This window comes from Amphritea sp., assembly GCF_016744155.1.
Classification (GTDB): Bacteria; Pseudomonadota; Gammaproteobacteria; order Pseudomonadales; family Balneatricaceae; genus Amphritea.
Map to the genome: position 1 here is coordinate 195691 of NZ_JADGEW010000002.1, position 17520 is coordinate 213210.

A 17520-nucleotide genomic window follows, 5' to 3' on the forward strand; every position below is an offset into this window, starting at 1 on the left:
AAATGCTTCGGACGCCTAGGGTCTTGTATTGTGCAACTATAGGTACCTTGAGGGATTTTTTTATCGATTGTTTTTTTACGCTCTTTAGTTCACTTTGAAGATGACATATAACAAGATTTTGAAACGGATAAATTACAGTAGTCTGTGTTCGCTTCACTCATTATTTTAGCCCGCTACAATTTGCCGCATAAGGTGGCGTTATGCATCCAAAAATCAGAGGTGATCTATGGCAAGTCATTCCCCCGCACTTAGTCACATTACGCTAGGAACAAACGATGTGAGTAAAGCCGCACTGTTCTATGATGCTGTATTGGCTACGCTAGGCTTTTCTCGTGTTTGTAAGCCCGAAGGTAAACCACCAACGTATGCGAAGGATGGTGAAATGCCTTACATCTATCTTTATCAACCGTATGATGGCCGCCCTGCAACCTGGGGTAACGGAACACATGTCGCATTCCTGGCGGAGTCTTGCACTGAAGTAGATGCATTCTATGCAGCCGCTATGGCAAATTCAGGTATCGATGAAGGTGCGCCTGGCATCAGAGACAATTATGCTGAAAACTATTACGCAGCCTATGTGAGAGACCCAGACGGCAATAAATTACAGGCAGTCTGCTATGTAGAGGTATAACAAATCATTCAACTTAGGTTCTTCGGGCCTGAGCCTCTGCAAGCAAGCTGGTTGCGGCCCGGCTTGTTATTGATTGTTATGAGTGTGAGTTACCCCAGTCGAGGTGTATATGATTTCCGGTAGTTGTCTATGCGGTAAGGTTAAATATGAGATCACAGGGGAGGTTGGCGATATTGTTCATTGCCATTGTAAAACCTGTCGAAAAGCACATGGGGCGGCGTTTTCAAGTGTGGCAGCGGTTAAAGACTGTGACTTCAATTTGTCCGGTCAGGCGTCACTAAGTTCATATGAGTCGTCTCCTGGTAAAGTGCGTCACTTTTGTTCTTGCTGTGGTACTCAGGTTTATGCCAAGCGAGAAGGTACCGAACATCTGATATTGCGTTTGGGTTCTCTGGATACCGACCCTATGAGCAGGGAAGCGAATCATATATGGGTATCCCAAAAGGCCAGTTGGTATTCAATCATAAATGACTTGCCGGAATACCAAGAGTTTGAGTGAAACTCATCAAAGTGAGTTGTGCGAGTAACTGAACCGCTCGCGCCTTGTGCCTCTACAGGTTATGTTTAAATCATATTGTTACCGAGTCATATCCATGAATAAAAATACGCTATTTGAGTTAACCCTTTTTGACCCTGAAAATACGCTGATTGCTTTGTTTGAAAAGAGACATATAGAATACCGAAAGGTGCCGGCAACACGACAGTTTGTGGTGGCTATGGACGAGACTGTTGAAGTTGTCAGTACTGATAGCAGTGAAATTCTGATTGCGAATCTCGTGTCGGTATTCCTTGAATGGCTTAAAGAAAAACCATATCGGAAACTGCAGGTTCAATTAGTTGACGGAAGTACTGTTTATATTGATGAAAACGATATTGAAGGCACTGCTAAGATACTCAAAATTGCGCTGAAAGTTACCGCATTTGACCCGGAATATAACAACCGAATACTCAACAAAGAATAAAGTGGGGCTTTTACCCTTGGCTAGGTTCCACTGGGCCGCTTTTGGCGATCTTAGCTGTAAAAGAAGGCGTGGAGTTTATACCGGCAACGTTCAGTATTACTAAAATGGAAAACAAATGATTTTTGATGTTTCAGACTTAGAGAACCAAGAAAAATATCGCCTCCTGAATGGCGGAGTTACTCCCAGACCTATTGCATGGGTGAGTACACGCTCAAGCGATAATATTGATAATTTAGCGCCGTATTCATTTTTTACCGTTGCCAGCTGCAACCCTCCTGTGCTGCTTTACACCCAGGTAAATCCGCGAACTGGGGTACAAAAAGATACACTACGAAACCTCATTGAAACGGGTGAGTGCGTTGTTAACATAGTCAATGCTGCTTTATTAGAAAAAATGAGCCTTACCAGCACCACGCTTAACATGGATGAAAGCGAATTTGATTTCGCTGACGTCAGCCATTGTGCTAGCGATAAAGTTCAGCCTCGCTCGGTTAAAGACTCTCCCATTCGTTACGAGTGCACGTTAAGAGAAGTTATTTCTATTAGTGATTTACCGATGGGCGGCACCGTTGTTCTTTTAGATGTGAAGTCCATTTATGTCCAGGATGACTTGTACGAAAATGGAATAATAAATCAGCAACTAATTGATTCAGTAGGGAAGATGGGTGGAGATCACTATAGCCTAATCTCTGAATGCGTAGAGCTTAAGCGCCCTTAGCTGAATCCATCACAATAACTATCGAGAAATATCATGCCGGATTTTTCTAAGGGATCTGCGTTTATTGATGAAGAGTATGTGCCGATATCTGAGGCGAAGATCTCGCTGCTTGATTGGGGGTTTCTTCACTCAGATGCGACATATGACGTGGTCCATGTCCGCGATGGGAAGTTCTTTCGGCTCGATGATCACCTCGATCGTTTCTTTTCCGGTATGAAGGCGCTTCGCATGTCTATTCCGTACACCCGTGAAGAGCTGTCTGGCATCTTAAGCGATTGTGTCAGTAAGAGTGGATTGCAGGACGCCTATGTTGAAATGATCACAACCAGAGGGCTCCCAGAACCTGGCTCGCGAGATCCGAGAACCTGTAGAAATCACTTTTTTGCTTTTGCGGTCCCTTTCGTTTGGATTACCCCTCCTGGTAAAGGGTTAGATCTCATCGTGAGCCAAAGGCAACGGATACCTCCAGAGTCAGTTAATCCGACTGTGAAAAATTACCATTGGCTTGATCTGGTAATGGGGCAGTTTGAAGCTTACGACCAAGGCGGTGAAACCGCTGTGGTTGTGAATGCAAAAGGGAATATTGCCGAAGGCCCCGGGTTTAATATATTTGCTGTAAAAAATAGAGTTCTCACCACGCCGGGAGAGGGCGTTCTTGAAGGGATTACTCGCAAGACCGCAATAGACATTGCCAATGAGCTTGGCTACGAAGTCATACAGGGCGAACTCACCCCAGAGGCGGCCCGCTCAGCTGACGAATTGTTTGCTACAAGTACTGCGGGAGGCATAATGGCGATCACAAGAATTGACTGTCAGACAGTTGGCACCGGAAGCCTGGGGCCGATTACTCAGGAGTTGCAAGATAGATATTGGGCGTTGCATAGTGATCCGCACTACGCGCGTGAAATACACTACTAGCAGCGTTACGCTCTAAAGTCACAACCGGTGAACAGGGTCATCACGTTGGCCGTTTTTTCTCGCCGATTATCGAAGCGTGTTCCATCAAGGGAGCAATGTGCTCCCTCACTCTCCCTTAGCCCCAAATATGTTTGTTCGGTCTGTTCTCATCTTTATCGACTGAAGGTCTCTTCGCAGAGGTCTTGTTGGGGGCTTTGCCTCGGGTATTTGACGAGGCTGTTTTTGATCGAGCCTTAGGCATGGGTGGCTTGCTGGTGCGGACAAAGTTCAAAACAGAGATCGGAACCTCTTTTCGAACCGGGAAGCCTTCAATCTCTTTACGGTCGATTATCTGATCTAGGCGGCTTTCAATGGCGCATAGGTTTTTGAAATCGCCCATGGCGACAAAGGATATCGCTTCACCGGTGGCGCCAGCACGACCGGTTCGGCCGATGCGGTGGATGTAATCTTCTGGCTTGAAAGGCATGTCGTAATTCACAACGCGACTTAGTTCACCAATATCTAAACCCCGCGCAGCAACCCCCGTGGCGACTAAATACTTTAGCTTGCCCGATTTGAAATCGGCCAGAATCTTTTCACGCATGACCTGGCTTCTATCACCGTGAATGGCTTCCGCTACAATACCGCGCTTAGCAAGCTGGACGACCAGTTTGGCGGCAGCGTGTTTTTTCTCGATAAAAATTAGCGCCTGATCCCATTGTTGCTCATTAATCAGATGACTCAGCAATGCAGATTTAGTGTCTTTATCGACTGTGACTAACCACTGATTGATAGTGGATGCCGCTTTGGTTTTAGGTGAAACGGATATCTCAACGGCTGGGTTACTTACTTTGCTATCTGCAAAGTTATCGGCGATATCGCGAACGTCGTCGGACATCGTGGCCGAAAACAGCAGGTTCTGGCGAGTTTCGGGTAAGCGATCAACGATCTTATTGATATCACCCACAAAACCCATATCTACCATTCGGTCGGCTTCATCTAATACCAGTACTTCAAGTTCATCAAAATGCAGGGCACGCTGATGAGCCAGGTCAATCAACCGGCCCGGTGTCGCCACTAAAATATCAACGCCTTCGATTAAACGCTCTTTTTGTGGCTCGGAATCAACACCGCCATAAACAGCCATAGAGGTTAGGTTTAGATGTTTACTGTATTCAGCAACATTAGCAGCAACCTGAACGGCTAATTCCCGTGTAGGGGTCAGAATAAGCGCGCGTATACGTTTACCACGTAAGGTACGTTCTTGGTTAAATCTCTCTAATATCGGCAGAACAAACGCACCGGTTTTGCCGGTACCGGTTTGAGCGGTGGCAATAAGGTCTTTACCCGAAAGAATGATGGGGATAGCTTGCTTCTGGATAGGGGTAGGCGATGTATAACCCAATTCTTCGATAGCTTGTAGAATCGGATTACATAATCCAAGGTTTGAAAATGGCATAGAGGCTCGGGTAGGTCGTCATAAGGGGGGTAGGACGCATTATAGCAGTAAGGGTTTGGGTTGCGGTACGTTGATTATTGCTAATTGTGGGAGGGCGATAAGGTGGCTTGCTCATAGGCCGTTATTTTAGATATATATACTAGCGGGGCATTGTTTCGTGAGAGATCAATCGCTTCCTTAGTTCAGGCATGGCAATCTTCTAATACTTGTTTCGTATATTTAGACTAGAGTAGAGGTATCGATCTGTGCGCCATCAAGTATTCATGCTTAAAATGGCTGTTGTGGAATCGGGATAAACCCACTGAACAACACGTCAATTAGGGCGGTCACCAGTTTGCTAGCATCATGGAGGCGTTAGGCTAGAAAACTTGAGAGATAAGACGTAATCCAGAATGAATTAGGCAGCTTCTAATTCAAGATTAATAATCTCGATCTAAGTATGACTAGAGAAATATTATTGGTGAGCGAATCTGCATATGAGCAATAAACGTCGTTCGGTAGTCAGGCGAAGCAACGAACCTGAAAATATTGGTAGTCCACTCACTACACCACTGTATTCATCAGTGGTTTATCACTATTCAGATGTCGATCAATTAAAAGCTGTGTATGAGAAAAAGGCTAAGGGGTTTACTTACGCCCGCTATGGTAACCCCAACTCTGCGGTGATGGCTGACAAAATATCATGGATGGAAAATGCTCAAGGAGGGGTGATGACAGCTTCTGGTATGTCAGCCATTTCTGCCGTTTTTCTGGGTTTATTAGAGGCGGGTGACAGCATCGCGGCTGCAACGCAGTTGTATGGTCAATCTTTGAAAATGACATCTCAGGTACTGCCGCATCTGGGGTTCGAAACTACCTTCTTCGATGCTTCAGATTCAGGTACTTTTGCCGATGCGATACACCCCGGTACCAAAATTATTTTAGCTGAAATTGTATCAAACCCAATGTTAAGAGTGACTGATTTCCCGGCGTTGGCGAAGGCCGCCAAGGATGTCGGTGCATTGCTGGTGATTGATAATACATTTACAACGCCCACCGGATTTAACCCACTTGATCATGGCGCAGACATGGTCATACATTCGGTTACTAAAATGCTCTCGGGACATAGTGACCTGAATCTTGGGTATATCGGTGCAAATGACAAAACGCTCTTAAACAAGCTAGACGAAACGGTTTCAACATTGGGTTTAAACGCCAGCCCACACAACTGTTGGTTGGCAGAAAGAGGGTTACACACCTTTGATTTACGCCTGAAACAAGCACAAGACAATGCTAGCAAACTGTCACGTCTTCTATCCGAACACCCAAAGGTGTCTAGAGTTCACTATCCTGGGCTTTCAACACACCCTGATCATGCGATAGCAAAAGAGCTGCTCAATGGTGGCTTTGGCACCATGGTGAGTTTTGTGCTGAAGGGAGGGTATGAAAACTTAAACACTTTCTTAAGAGCCGCCGAAAACATCCCTTATGGACCATCGCTTGGCGATGTCGCAACAATGTTGATCGTACCTGCCGTCTCTTCCCATCGTGAACTAGATAGCAGCGAACGTTTGAAATTGGGCATAGAAGACAACTTGATCAGAGTCTCTGTTGGGATAGAGTCTTTTGATATTATTCGGGATGATTTCTTGGAAGCTTTAGAGGTTGCGTGAGTCGCTTAAAAAATTCTTGTAACTGAGCCTGCTAAAGCTGAGGTGCTGAAGACAGGTTTTCCTTAGCGCCATTCTACTCTGCCTCCGTTATGTGACCCCTTATATGTACTAGGTTTTGGCACTCCCTATGGCATGTATATTGCTGACCTTAGATGAGCATAGGGGGGAGTGTATATGATGATACATAGTTACGGGCAATCGTTCGCAGTAAGTCAGAGCCAGCAGGCAGATGCTGGTACAAGTATTGCCGTCGCAGGTGGCAATGATTTACCGGTTAAGAAGGATAACGCTGACAGCGTACAGATCAGTGAAGCCGCAAAATCAAAAATGTTGGCAGAGTTAAAAGGCGGTGAGTTAGTCGATTTCACGGGTGAAAACGGTATGTACAAGCTCGGTTTAATGGCACTGGGTAGCAACGCCGTCCAGGCTTGGTCGACTAAAGGGCTTGAGGTTTCTGATGAGGCTGTCATCGCTGCGGGTAAAGCTTTCCAAGAGGGTTTGAAGCAAAAGATTGAAGAGAGCGGTGCTTCGCTAGCTGGAAGTGGTGGTCTTGCATTAAACAAATATCAGATTGTAATTAACTCTCAAGAAGTACCTGATTGGTTCATGAAAGAATATGAAAATGTACTTTCCTCTATGGATAATAATGAGATGAAAGCGGCATTTGAAAAGGGTGATGTTTTCTTTACATCGAAACCATCTTCGTCAAGTATTGATGCGTTAGCTAGCTATGCTCAATGGCAAAAACATAACAACTAATTCAACGGAACAGATAAAGCTGGCTTTGCTCTCCGTCGCAAGCTAAGCCCCAATAATTTAGCTACTAGTTTGGCCGCTTTAACTTCTTTGAAAGCTCAAAGCTTGTTCATCTGGTCTTGGCCAGTTCATAGGTTTATGTTTACTTTTCGTATCCTCTATACTGATTTTCAATGTTTCTGTAAGGTCACTTTCCCATGAGGATATTGGCTTTCTGAAGGAGGTTTAAGAGATTAATTATGTTGATTAACTACTTCGCTTACGGCTCAAACATGTCTGTCACCCGGTTGAGGAAAAGAGTCCCGGGCGCCCGTGTCTCAGGTATCTATTTTCTCGATGGGCATTCACTTCGGTTCCATAAGTCTGGTCAGGATAATTCTGCAAAGTGTGACGTCTTTTATACGGGTGAAGAGGATAGGGTCTACGGTGTGCTGTTTGAAATTGATTCGGTTGAGAAGCCGGAACTGGATCGAGCAGAAGGGCTGGGTGTCGGTTACGGTGAAAAAGTTGTTCAACTACTGAGTGAAAGTGGTGATAGCGTTGAGGCGATCACCTATTACGCGCTGCAGATTGATGATGCTCTTATGCCCTATGGCTGGTATCTGAATCATGTTGTTATCGGTGCCAGAGAGGCGAGGCTATCCCCTGACTACTTACGCAGCATCGAATCAGTAAAGTCTGTGGATGACCCTGATACGGCAAGGGATGCACGAGAGCGCATGATTCACCAGACAAATATAGGCTGAGTGACTCAAGTCTTTAACATTAGTTAGTTGGTATCTGAATAGCTTGTCTCTGGTTGCTTTATATCCGCTGTAAAGGATGCTTAAAAAGCAGGTCAGGGATTTGAGTGATGTCGTTTTAAGGACGGCCCTGCTATAAAGCAATTAGCCTGTTATGGGTCGAGAATACGCACTAAGTATCTTGTATCTGCTGTAATGATAAGCGAAAGCGATAGTTACTCATCTCTTGCCCGATGATCTTGAGGGTCGGTTCGTCAATATCGCCGGCTATGTTGTCGTTAATGGGCATTGACCTAATGCCTTAAGTTATCAAAGATGCTTGAGTGATAAGGAATAATATGGGGAAGTCAGCTTTATGATCGATACGAGTTTTAAGCTGATGTTTAGCGGGCTGGCAATCGGTCTGACATTCGTTGCTTTTGTTCCTTATATACGTTCGATAATCAGAGGAAAGACGCGTCCCCATGTTTTTTCATGGTTTATCTGGGGAATCACAACCGTCATCGTATTTTTTGCTCAGCTTGAAGCTAACGGCGGTATCGGTGCCTGGCCTATTGGTATTTCTGGCGCTATAACCGTGGGCGTCGCCGTTCTGGCATTCTATAAACGGGCTGACATTAGTATTACCCGGACCGATTGGCTGTTCTTTTCAGTCGCACTGGCATCGTTGCCGTTTTGGTATTTAACCTCGGACCCACTATGGACAGTAGTGCTTTTGACGGTTATCGATCTGTTAGGCTTTGGCCCGACAATTCGTAAGGCTCATGCCTTTCCTCATCAGGAAAGTCAGCTGTTTTTTCTATCGTTCATGTTACGAAATATCTTCGCTATTATGGCGTTAGAAGCCTACTCAGTCACCACTGTTCTATTTCCCCTGTCAATCGCTGCAGCCTGCACCGTCTTGTTGATACTGGTTGCCTATCGACGTCGGATTATATTGGCCTGATAAAGGTCGTATGTTTGTCTCTACTGCATCCGTTTTTAAATCATTTTCAAAGTATATGCGCTATATTCAGTCTTATGAAAAATAATTTTTTGTCCTCCGTTTTGTTATCCCTGCTCACACTCTCTGCATTTTCCTTTTCTTTATGTTCTTATGCAGGAGAGGCTGATGTGGTGGATGTGTCAGTCAGTAAAAGCGGTAATGACCTCTACAGATTTCGTGTCACTGTTTTACATGAAGACAGTGGTTGGGATCATTACGCCAATAAGTGGGAGGTTCTTGATTCTCAGGGGAAAGTGCTCAGTACCCGGGTATTGCATCATCCCCATGTAGGAGAGCAACCCTTTACCCGCAGCCTTTCAGGCGTGCGAATAGAGTCTGGAGTTGAGTCGGTGACTGTGCGTGCACATGATCTGGTTCATGGCTATGGCGGGAAATCTTTCACTATCAATTTGCCTGATTAATATGTGGCAGACTAATTGTTTCTTTTGTCCCTGTTTTGGTGATCTGTATCAACTCTTCTTCAGCGTTGAATCTGAGGGTTATAGTCAGTAACTCTCTGATTTCATGAGTTCTTCATGCTTTTGTCTGCTTGTGTAGAGTCCTTGTTAATTATTCTGTTAGCGTTAGAATGAGCTTTCCTATCTAACCGGGCGCAACAGGGACTTTTGCAAATGTCGGATCAATATAAAGTTGTTTTCACAGGTAAGCTTGCAGACGATCGTGAGCTTGAAAGTATCATTGCCGCATTTTCTGAGAAGTTTAAATGCAGTGAAGCGAAAGCACGCGCATTGGTCACCTCAGGAAAAGAAACCCTGATTAAGAGTGATCTGGAAAAGACTAAAGCTGAAAAGTATAAAACGATCCTGATCGCTATGGGGTTAGAGGTAGAGCTGGTTGCACTCCAGCCGGTGGTTAAACCTTCGTTTGCTTTTGAGATGGAAGGTGAGTCTCCCGCTTCCGATGCTGAAGACTCCGCTGATGCTGCTGTATCCGCCTGTCCTAAATGTGGTTCTAAACAGGTCGTTGATGATCGTTGCCTGGATTGTAAAATCATCATTTCTAAGTACCTGGCAATACAGGAAAGCGGGCATGCATTTACCGCTCCTACATCCAGTGACAACGCAGAAGCATCATCCGACACATCCTCTTCAGCGAGCGTTGATGACAGTGCCCCTGTGGAATCCTCAGATAACCCTTATCAGGCTCCTGAAGCGGATCTGACGCCAGAGTATGAAGAGGGTGATCTGAGCGGGCCGGTTTCTGTGTCGGCATCCCGGGGTTGGGTCTGGCTGAAAGAAGGTTTTGGTCACTTTAAGCAAAACCCGGTGGCCTGGATTGTTGCGATGATTGTCTGGGTGATTATTTCGACGGTACTGAGCTTTATTCCATTAATCGGTTCATTGGCGGTTACGCTGCTTTCTCCCGTTATCTCAGCGGGTTTTATGCTCGGATGTCGAGAGCAGGAAGAGGGTGGGGATTTTCGTATAGGCCATCTGTTCAGTGGTTTCAGTAATAATGTTGGGCAGCTGGTGTTAGTCGGTTTGCTTTATCTGGTATCAATGATCGTTGTGGTTGTCGTTATCGCCATGTTTGCAGGCGGCGCAGCCTTCATGTTGGGCGATGGACTCAATAGTATGGGGCCGGATATGGCTTCGGCTATGATAGTACCGATACTGATTGGCTGTCTGTTTATTTTCCCCGTTTTGATGGCCTATTGGTTTGCCCCGATTCTGGTAGCGCTTAACGATATATCAGCAATCACTGCAATGAAAATGAGCTTCAGTGCTTGTCTGAAAAATATGCTGCCGTTTTTGCTCTATGGTCTAATTATGATCCTGCTATTTATTATTGGATCGATTCCATTTGGTCTGGGGTTGTTGGTGGTGATACCTATGATTGTTGCCTCAATGTACGCTTCTTACCGTGATATTTTTTACAGCTAAGGCTGTAACTGATGTCGGCAGAAAATGAATTGAGCCCGTTGACGGATACTGTCAGGGCTCACGAAACCCCTGAAGGTATTCGTCTTGAGCTCCGGTTAGCCGGTCCTATTGTGCGTGCCTGTGCCTGGAGCATAGACATGCTAATCAGGATTATTCTGTATGGCCTGATTGCCACTGTGTTCTCTTTCTTTGGCGGTGTGGGTACTGCGGTAATGCTGATCATGTTCTTCTTGATTGAGTGGTTTTATCCGGTGCTCTTTGAGCTCTATAACGGCTCTTCTCCGGGAAAGAAAGCGATGGGGCTGGTGGTTATTCATGATAATGGTACACCGGTTTCCTTCTCCTCCTCATTCATCCGTAACCTATTACGTACGGCTGATTTTCTTCCTTTTATGTATGCCGCCGGGTTGCTATCGATGCTGATGAATCGCAACTTTCAGCGGCTTGGCGATCTGGCTGCCGGAACCTTAGTCGTGTACCGGGATAAGGAGTTGGTAAGGGTTAAGCTTCCTGAAGTAGAGGGAGTGCGTCCTCCAGTTGATCTTAGTGTGGATGAGCAGCGTGATCTGATTAGTTTTGCCGAGCGTAGTTCTCAGCTATCAGCTGAACGCCAGATTGAATTAGCTGCCCAGTTGTACTCTGTTACTGGAAAGCGTGGCGAAGCTGGCGTACGAGAAATATTGGGCTATGCGACCTGGCTGACGCGAGGGCATCGATGAGGCAGGATCAGTTTGAACAGCGCTATCAATCTGTCTGGGACAGTTTAGAAGAGCAACTGGCGGTATTAGAAAAGTTTAGCTTTCGACGTGGATCAAACGAGCTGCCTGCGGACTTGCCTGGGCTATATCGCCAAGCATGTAACCATTACGCATTGGCGCGGGCCAGACGCTATAGCCCGCAACTGGTAGAGCTGTTGCATCGGTTGGTATTGCGAGGCCATCAACAGCTCTATACCCGTCGTGGTGCCTGGTTGTGGCGATTTATCTCCTTTGTTGCGGTTGGTTTTCCAGTCAGTCTGCGGCTGAGTATTGGTTATTTCTGGACCGCATTAGCGCTGTTTCTGTTGCCTGCACTGCTGGTGGGGGGGCTATGTCTCGTTGATAACAGTCTCATTTACAGCCTGATGAGTGATGCGGAAGTCAGCAAAATGGCTGAGATGTATCAACCGGACAATGCCCGTCCCGGGCGGACTATTGAGCGTAGTGCAGAATCTGATTTTGCTATGTTTGGCTTTTATATCTTTAACAATATTGGTATCGGCTTTCGCACCTTTGCGATGGGCATTTTAGCGGGTGTCGGGACTGTATTCACACTCTTTTACAACGGTCTTGTGATCGGTGGCGTAGCCGGTTATCTCTCCAGCCTTGGTTATTACGATACCTTCTGGCCTTTTGTCTGCGGTCACTCCTCTTTGGAACTAACCGCTATTGTGATTAGTGGTGCTTCTGGATTGATGTTGGGGCGGGGAGTTATCACTCCGGGCCGTTACGGTCGGCTCGATGCAATACGGTTGCAGGCTGGTAGAGCCGTTCCGTTGGTGATGGGGGCGGGACTGATGCTGCTGGCGGCCGCCTTTATTGAGGCGTTCTGGTCTGCCAGCGATCTGCCTAATCTGATTAAATATCTGGCTGCCGCTGTTCTTTGGACCCTGATGATTCTCTATTTTATCTTTGCTGGCAGGGGGACAGGTGGAACTCGATAAACTCGAAATTAATCTCCGACGGCGAACCTCCTGGGAAGCAATTGACCTGGGCTTTGCTCTAGCTCGCCGCTGGTTCATGCCCCTCTGGTTGTTATGGCTGGCCAGTGCTGCACCGCTAGGGGTGATGCTGTTTCTGTTGTTGCACGACCAACTTTGGTTATTGATATTACTGGTGTGGTGGTTCAAGCCCCTCTATGAACCACCGTTGATGTTTTGGATGAGCCGGGCGGTATTTGGTGAGCAGCTGTCGGTTAAAACGGTACTACGTCAGTGGTGGACGGTAGTCAGACCTCAGTTATTGCTTAATCTGACTTTTCGCCGATTTAATCCTTCCCGGTCATTTACCTTGCCGGTGGCTATTCTTGAACAGCTGCGGGGCAAACCTCGACGGGATCGTTTGCGGACGCTGGGGAAAAATCAGCATGCGGCTACCTGGTTGACAGTCATCGGCATTCATCTTGAAACTATTCTTGAGACCGCGTTTGTGGCGGTGGTTTTCATGCTGGTCCCAGAAGACCTGCGCTGGACTAATCTTAACGATCTTATCTTTGCTCCCGGACGGATTGGTGAGTGGCTTCAGTTAGTCGGTGGGCTGTTGTGTATGTCACTGATCGCCCCCTTTTATGTGGCTGCCGGATTTGCTTTGTATCTGAATCGTCGTAGTGAACTGGAAGGCTGGGATATAGAGATAAATTTTCGCCGAACCAGCGAACGAGTTAAGAATGGTGGCACTAAGCGGACAAAGCGGACAGGAAAAAGAGCCCGAAGTCACGCCCGTAACGGTAGTGTCGCTTTGCTGCTTGTGGGTCTGTTGGGCTTCATGCTTCCAAGTACGCCCGTTGAGGCGGCCCAGCCAGTGAGTGCCAGCGATGCTAAACCTATTATCGAAAAGGTGCTTGAGGATGAGGCCTTTGGTCGCTATGAACAGACTCAATATTGGAAGTACATCGGTAAACCTGAGGCTGAAAATGATGCAGATAACCGCTGGTTTATCGACCTGCTAGAGGGATTATTCAAGCGATTGGGAGGTTTCTTTGAGGGTACGGCAGAGATTGGCAAGATACTGATCTGGATTATCGGAATAGCGTTGGTGGTGTATCTGTTATATCGGGTGGCAGGCAATACGCAATGGTTTAGACGATTCCAGCGAAGACCTGTACGTGGCGGTAGTAAACAACCGGTTGAGCTCTTTGGTCTGGATCTACGTCCTGAGCAGTTACCGGAAAATCTGGCTGTAGAAGCGCGCCGTTTAGCCTCTGAGGGCGCTTTTCGTGAAGCGCTGAGTTTGCTTTATCGCGGCGCACTGGTTTATCTGGTGATGCAGGAGCAGTTGGATATACCGGTCAGTGCCACCGAGGGGGAGTGTCTTGAGTTAGTTAAGGCCAGTCGTAGCATGGGAGAGGCTGATTATTTCGACACCCTGACCGGACACTGGTTAGAGATGGCGTATGGGCATATAACACCTGAGGCAGAGCCCGTGCTTTCGCTTTGTGATCGATGGCAGGAGGTGTACGGCAATGTCGATGGCTAACCGTATCTTACTCTGGGTGTTGGCGGCGTTACTGATAGCAGGGGTGTCCTGGTATACGGTATGGTTTTTTAACAACTACGAACGACAGGTTCGTGAGCAGCGGGTAGAGGTCTCCCCGGAAGCTCTGCGCAACCGTTTTCTGGCCGCCGAACACTATTTGAAGGCATTGGATTATCAGGCGGAGAGCTTTCAGGCGCGCGATCTTATCTCAGATCTGCCACCACCGGGAGATGCACTGCTGCTTCGTCGGATGCAACCGAACCTCACCGATGATCAGCTCTATACCCTGAATGACTGGATCGAAGCGGGTGGGGTCTTGATAGTGTCGCCTCAGCATTACAGTTACGCTGATGGCCGTGATGAAGCGGATATGAATCTGGAGAGTCAGGATCGTTTTCTAGCTGATCTGGGAATCCGCATGTACGCGCTTGATGTTGATGAGACAGAGCTAGATGAATCTGCACTAGAAGAGTCGGTTGTAGAAGGTCAAGCGTCAGGTGGTCTATCAGAGAATGCAGCCGCAGATGACTCGGAAGAATCAGGTTATCTGCAAATTTCATTATCCGTCGTAGGTGAAACTGACGCGCTTAAGGCTTCTGTACGCAGAGATCGCTACCTGGTAGATACGGATAACTGGGCGACAGAACGGATAAGTTCCGAGTTTGGCGATCATTATCTGAAATTTAATTCAGGTCTGGGTTCTGTGGTGGTGCTAAGTGATTTAGAGCTGTTTACCAACGATCGTATTGGTAAGCTGGATCATGCTTATCTGCTGAGTCGAATCGTAGGTAATAGTCGTAAAGTCTGGCTGCAATACAGTATTGATATGTTACCGCTACCGCTGTTGCTATGGCAGCGGATGCCGTTTCTGGTGACGGCTTTGGCCCTGTTATTAATCTTGATGGGCTGGCGATTATTTCTCTATACCGGTCCTCGACTCTTCTTACAGAATCAGCAGCGGCGTAACCTAATGGAACACATTGATGCGTCGGCACATTATGCCTGGCGCATCGATAAAGGTTACAGCTTGTTTGAAAGCAACCGTCAGGCACTTGAGCAAGCCTGGCGTAAACGCCATCCGGGTCTGAACTCGATGAATAACAGTCAGCGGGCCGAATGGATTGGCGAAAAAACCGGTATGGCTGGGCAGGCAGTTGAGCGCAGCCTCTATCATTCGATCGATAAAGATCAGGATTTTATTAAAGCATCACTGGTACTGCAGCAGCTGGCCAGTGGGTTAAAACAGCGGGGATTAAGATGAACGATTCGCAGGGACAGGATCAGCTGTCAGAGAAGGTGCTGCGCAAACTCGGGCAGCTGGAGCAGGAGATCGGCCGGGCAGTCATCGGTCAACGACAGGTGATACGGGATGTCACTATTGCCTTGCTGGCGGGTGGTCATGTATTGGTAGAAGGAGTGCCCGGGCTGGGTAAAACCTTGCTGGTACGCAGTCTGGCCGCTGCCGTGGGCGGTGTGTTTAATCGAGTTCAGTTTACCCCTGATCTGATGCCCAGTGATATTAGTGGCCATATTATGTTTGACCGGAAGTCTGACTCCTTCCGGGTACGTAAAGGCCCCGTCTTTTGTAACTTCCTGCTGGCCGATGAGATCAACCGGGCACCCGCCAAAACTCAGTCGGCAATGTTGGAAGTGATGCAGGAGCAACAGGTAACTATTGAGGGGCAGTCATTTGAACTGAACCTGCCGTTTCTGGTATTGGCAACGCAAAATTCTATTGAACAGGAAGGCACTTATCCGTTGCCGCAGGCTCAGCTGGATCGTTTTCTTCTAAAGGTTTTTATCGATTATCCGGATATGGATGAAGAGTTGCAGATGGTGCAGCAGATTACTTGTGATGCGGTGGCGGATAAGCTGGATGTCTCCGCAGTCCAAGAAGTGCTGCAACCTGAAGAGATTCTTAGTCTGCAGCGCTATACCTCTAAACTGGAAGTGGATGAGCAGATTATCGCTTATGCGGTAAACATAGTCAGAGCGACCCGTGATTGGAGTGGCATTGACGCTGGCAGTGGTCCCCGGGGAAGTATCTCTCTGCTTCGGGCAGGCCGTGCTAATGCGGTTTTGTCGGGTCGTCGTTTTGTTACCCCGGATGACATTAAAGCGGTGGCTCCGGCGGTGTTGCGTCATCGGATTAAGCTCAGTGCAGATCTTGAGATTGAAGGTTATCAACCGGATGATGTGTTAAAGGATATTCTTAGTAATGTGGAGGCGCCTCGGGTATGACCCCGTCTCGCAGAGCAGTGTTGTTAGCCACAGTGATTCTGTTGCTGGCGTTACTGACTCAGTTCTGGCCTTCGCTGACGCCATTGCGTGATCTGATTACCGCAATAGTGATAGGCGCGCTGTTACTTGATCTGTTGTTGCAACGGCGTGAGCCTGTGCCCGAAATTAAACGGGAGCTACGAGGTAGTGTTCCTGTTGGGGTATGGAGTGAGGTGAAACTGCAGGTTACTAATTTAGGTAGCAGACCCCAATGGCTCAGTCTTCATGATCATCATCCATCGAATTATGCGGTTGAAGGATTACCTGCACAGTTAACTATTCCGGCTGATCGGACTGCTCGAGTGACTTATCGACTGCGTCCAAATCAGCGTGGTGATGGTGAGTTTAAGGGGGTCGATCTGGTAACGGTGTCGCCGTTCGGCCTGTGGCAGCGAAAGCAGTATCTATCTCTGCCGGAGACAGTGAAGGTTTACCCGAATTTTAGAACCGTCAGTCAGTACACTTTGCTGGCAACGGATCATCATCTGAGTCAACTGGGTATCAAGCAGCGTTTGCGCCGGGGTGAAGGTAGTGACTTTCATCAGTTGCGGGAGTATCGGGGCGGTGACTCTCTGCGCCAAATCGATTGGAAAGCGACCTCTCGCTACCATAAACTGATTTCCCGTGAGTATCAGGATGAACGGGACCAGCAGATTCTCTTTATGTTGGATTGTGGTCGGCGGATGCGCCATCTGGAAGACGATACCGGGCATCTTGATCAGGCGTTGAATGCGATGCTATTGCTGGCCTATGTGGCAGCAGAGCAGGGTGACTCGGTGGGTTTTCAAACCTTCGGTGGTGTACAGCGCTGGTTTCCTCCGGTCAAAGGGGGCACTGTAGTAAGGCAGATGATCGCGGGTACTTATGATATTGAACCGACTTTGGAGGCGGCAGACTATCTTGAAGCGGCCCGTGAGTTGATGCCACTGCAACGCCGCAGGGCGTTGGTCGTACTGGTTACTAATACCCGGGATGAGGACAGTGATGATCTGGCAACGGCAGTGAGGTTACTCTCACGTCGTCACTTGGTGGTGGTGGCCGATCTACGTGAGCAGGCGTTGGATAAGGCCCAGGCGGCACGGGTTTCAGACCTGGATTCAGCCCTGCGCTTTCATGGGGTACAAGATTACCTGGAAAGTCGTAGCAAGCACCATGAACAGTTACGTCATCAGGGGGCTCTGACAATGGATCTGTTGGCAAAACAGCTGCCGGTGGCACTGGTAAATCAATACTTCACGGTGAAGGCTTCTGGGCGTCTTTAAATAAAGGCTTTTGGCTTTATATTCATTCGATGACAGAT

Annotated in this window: 18 protein-coding genes; 17 read left to right on the forward strand and 1 reads right to left on the reverse strand. The window is 47.5% G+C overall.

From position 1 onward, the window contains the following. The first annotated feature begins 226 nt into the window (after window positions 1–226). The 5 genes from QZZ54_RS03530 to QZZ54_RS03550 all read left to right on the forward strand — a co-directional run bounded on the left by QZZ54_RS03530 (window position 227) and on the right by QZZ54_RS03550 (window position 3229). On the forward strand, window positions 227–631 hold the full coding sequence (locus QZZ54_RS03530) for a VOC family protein (RefSeq protein WP_290698660.1): 405 nt from the start codon (window positions 227–229) through the stop codon (window positions 629–631). 109 nt (window positions 632–740) lie between these two features. Beyond that, the gene (locus QZZ54_RS03535) at window positions 741–1130 is read left to right on the forward strand and encodes a GFA family protein (RefSeq protein WP_290698663.1); all 390 of its coding nucleotides are present in this window, start codon (window positions 741–743) and stop codon (window positions 1128–1130) included. A 94-nt stretch (window positions 1131–1224) separates the two neighbouring features. Further along, window positions 1225–1593, forward strand: a complete 369-nt coding sequence (locus QZZ54_RS03540; RefSeq protein WP_290698665.1) for a hypothetical protein — start codon at window positions 1225–1227, stop codon at window positions 1591–1593. Between the two features lie 115 nt (window positions 1594–1708). Continuing rightward, window positions 1709–2311: a flavin reductase family protein gene (locus QZZ54_RS03545; RefSeq protein ID WP_290698668.1), complete on the forward strand. Its 603-nt coding sequence runs from the start codon at window positions 1709–1711 to the stop codon at window positions 2309–2311. A 33-nt stretch (window positions 2312–2344) separates the two neighbouring features. Then, window positions 2345–3229, forward strand: a complete 885-nt coding sequence (locus QZZ54_RS03550; RefSeq protein WP_290698670.1) for an aminotransferase class IV — start codon at window positions 2345–2347, stop codon at window positions 3227–3229. Window positions 3230–3344: 115 nt separating this feature from the next. Here the strand turns inward: QZZ54_RS03550 and QZZ54_RS03555 are convergent, their stop codons facing one another. Next, window positions 3345–4667 (reverse strand): DEAD/DEAH box helicase, encoded by a 1323-nt coding sequence (locus QZZ54_RS03555; protein ID WP_290698673.1) that lies wholly within the window; start codon window positions 4665–4667, stop codon window positions 3345–3347. Between the two features lie 476 nt (window positions 4668–5143). Between QZZ54_RS03555 and QZZ54_RS03560 the strand changes: the two genes are divergently transcribed. The 12 genes from QZZ54_RS03560 to QZZ54_RS03615 all read left to right on the forward strand — a co-directional run bounded on the left by QZZ54_RS03560 (window position 5144) and on the right by QZZ54_RS03615 (window position 17482). Next, a complete protein-coding gene (locus QZZ54_RS03560) occupies window positions 5144–6319 on the forward strand; it encodes an aminotransferase class I/II-fold pyridoxal phosphate-dependent enzyme (RefSeq protein WP_290698676.1) in 1176 nt (391 codons plus the stop codon). A 174-nt stretch (window positions 6320–6493) separates the two neighbouring features. Beyond that, window positions 6494–7078: a hypothetical protein gene (locus QZZ54_RS03565; protein ID WP_290698679.1), complete on the forward strand. Its 585-nt coding sequence runs from the start codon at window positions 6494–6496 to the stop codon at window positions 7076–7078. 236 nt (window positions 7079–7314) lie between these two features. Further along, window positions 7315–7821: a gamma-glutamylcyclotransferase family protein gene (locus QZZ54_RS03570; RefSeq protein ID WP_290698681.1), complete on the forward strand. Its 507-nt coding sequence runs from the start codon at window positions 7315–7317 to the stop codon at window positions 7819–7821. Window positions 7822–8173: 352 nt separating this feature from the next. After that, window positions 8174–8764: a hypothetical protein gene (locus QZZ54_RS03575; RefSeq protein ID WP_290698684.1), complete on the forward strand. Its 591-nt coding sequence runs from the start codon at window positions 8174–8176 to the stop codon at window positions 8762–8764. Window positions 8765–8931: 167 nt separating this feature from the next. After that, on the forward strand, window positions 8932–9225 hold the full coding sequence (locus QZZ54_RS03580) for a hypothetical protein (protein WP_290698687.1): 294 nt from the start codon (window positions 8932–8934) through the stop codon (window positions 9223–9225). Window positions 9226–9435: 210 nt separating this feature from the next. After that, window positions 9436–10707: a BPSS1780 family membrane protein gene (locus QZZ54_RS03585; protein WP_290698691.1), complete on the forward strand. Its 1272-nt coding sequence runs from the start codon at window positions 9436–9438 to the stop codon at window positions 10705–10707. 11 nt (window positions 10708–10718) lie between these two features. Further along, complete coding sequence (locus QZZ54_RS03590; RefSeq protein WP_290698694.1) at window positions 10719–11426, forward strand: RDD family protein; 708 nt, start codon at window positions 10719–10721, stop codon at window positions 11424–11426. Beyond that, the gene (locus QZZ54_RS03595) at window positions 11423–12409 is read left to right on the forward strand and encodes a stage II sporulation protein M (RefSeq protein ID WP_290698697.1); all 987 of its coding nucleotides are present in this window, start codon (window positions 11423–11425) and stop codon (window positions 12407–12409) included. Before QZZ54_RS03590 ends, QZZ54_RS03595 begins: the two co-directional genes overlap by 4 nt. Continuing rightward, entirely contained in the window at window positions 12396–13940 is a 1545-nt protein-coding gene (locus tag QZZ54_RS03600; RefSeq protein WP_290698700.1) for a hypothetical protein, read from the forward strand. The genes QZZ54_RS03595 and QZZ54_RS03600 overlap by 14 nt, the downstream gene beginning before the upstream one ends. After that, on the forward strand, window positions 13927–15201 hold the full coding sequence (locus QZZ54_RS03605) for a DUF4350 domain-containing protein (RefSeq protein WP_290698703.1): 1275 nt from the start codon (window positions 13927–13929) through the stop codon (window positions 15199–15201). The genes QZZ54_RS03600 and QZZ54_RS03605 overlap by 14 nt, the downstream gene beginning before the upstream one ends. Then, window positions 15198–16181 (forward strand): MoxR family ATPase, encoded by a 984-nt coding sequence (locus tag QZZ54_RS03610; protein WP_290698706.1) that lies wholly within the window; start codon window positions 15198–15200, stop codon window positions 16179–16181. Before QZZ54_RS03605 ends, QZZ54_RS03610 begins: the two co-directional genes overlap by 4 nt. Continuing rightward, window positions 16178–17482 carry a DUF58 domain-containing protein gene (locus QZZ54_RS03615; RefSeq protein WP_290698709.1) on the forward strand — a complete coding sequence of 435 codons (1305 nt, stop codon included), beginning with the start codon at window positions 16178–16180 and terminating at the stop codon, window positions 17480–17482. Before QZZ54_RS03610 ends, QZZ54_RS03615 begins: the two co-directional genes overlap by 4 nt. The last annotated feature ends 38 nt before the right edge of the window (window positions 17483–17520 follow it).

Coding starts and splice junctions, on each gene's coding strand:
- QZZ54_RS03530 (WP_290698660.1), top strand. CDS start 227: ATGGCAAGTCATTCCCCCGCACTTAGTCACATTACGCTAGGAACAAAC.
- QZZ54_RS03570 (WP_290698681.1), top strand. CDS start 7,315: ATGTTGATTAACTACTTCGCTTACGGCTCAAACATGTCTGTCACCCGG.
- QZZ54_RS03575 (WP_290698684.1), top strand. CDS start 8,174: ATGATCGATACGAGTTTTAAGCTGATGTTTAGCGGGCTGGCAATCGGT.
- QZZ54_RS03590 (WP_290698694.1), top strand. CDS start 10,719: ATGTCGGCAGAAAATGAATTGAGCCCGTTGACGGATACTGTCAGGGCT.
- QZZ54_RS03595 (WP_290698697.1), top strand. CDS start 11,423: ATGAGGCAGGATCAGTTTGAACAGCGCTATCAATCTGTCTGGGACAGT.
- QZZ54_RS03545 (WP_290698668.1), top strand. CDS start 1,709: ATGATTTTTGATGTTTCAGACTTAGAGAACCAAGAAAAATATCGCCTC.
- QZZ54_RS03540 (WP_290698665.1), top strand. CDS start 1,225: ATGAATAAAAATACGCTATTTGAGTTAACCCTTTTTGACCCTGAAAAT.
- QZZ54_RS03610 (WP_290698706.1), top strand. CDS start 15,198: ATGAACGATTCGCAGGGACAGGATCAGCTGTCAGAGAAGGTGCTGCGC.
- QZZ54_RS03565 (WP_290698679.1), top strand. CDS start 6,494: ATGATGATACATAGTTACGGGCAATCGTTCGCAGTAAGTCAGAGCCAG.
- QZZ54_RS03550 (WP_290698670.1), top strand. CDS start 2,345: ATGCCGGATTTTTCTAAGGGATCTGCGTTTATTGATGAAGAGTATGTG.
- QZZ54_RS03555 (WP_290698673.1), bottom strand. CDS start 4,667: ATGCCATTTTCAAACCTTGGATTATGTAATCCGATTCTACAAGCTATC.
- QZZ54_RS03535 (WP_290698663.1), top strand. CDS start 741: ATGATTTCCGGTAGTTGTCTATGCGGTAAGGTTAAATATGAGATCACA.
- QZZ54_RS03585 (WP_290698691.1), top strand. CDS start 9,436: ATGTCGGATCAATATAAAGTTGTTTTCACAGGTAAGCTTGCAGACGAT.
- QZZ54_RS03605 (WP_290698703.1), top strand. CDS start 13,927: ATGTCGATGGCTAACCGTATCTTACTCTGGGTGTTGGCGGCGTTACTG.
- QZZ54_RS03560 (WP_290698676.1), top strand. CDS start 5,144: ATGAGCAATAAACGTCGTTCGGTAGTCAGGCGAAGCAACGAACCTGAA.
- QZZ54_RS03615 (WP_290698709.1), top strand. CDS start 16,178: ATGACCCCGTCTCGCAGAGCAGTGTTGTTAGCCACAGTGATTCTGTTG.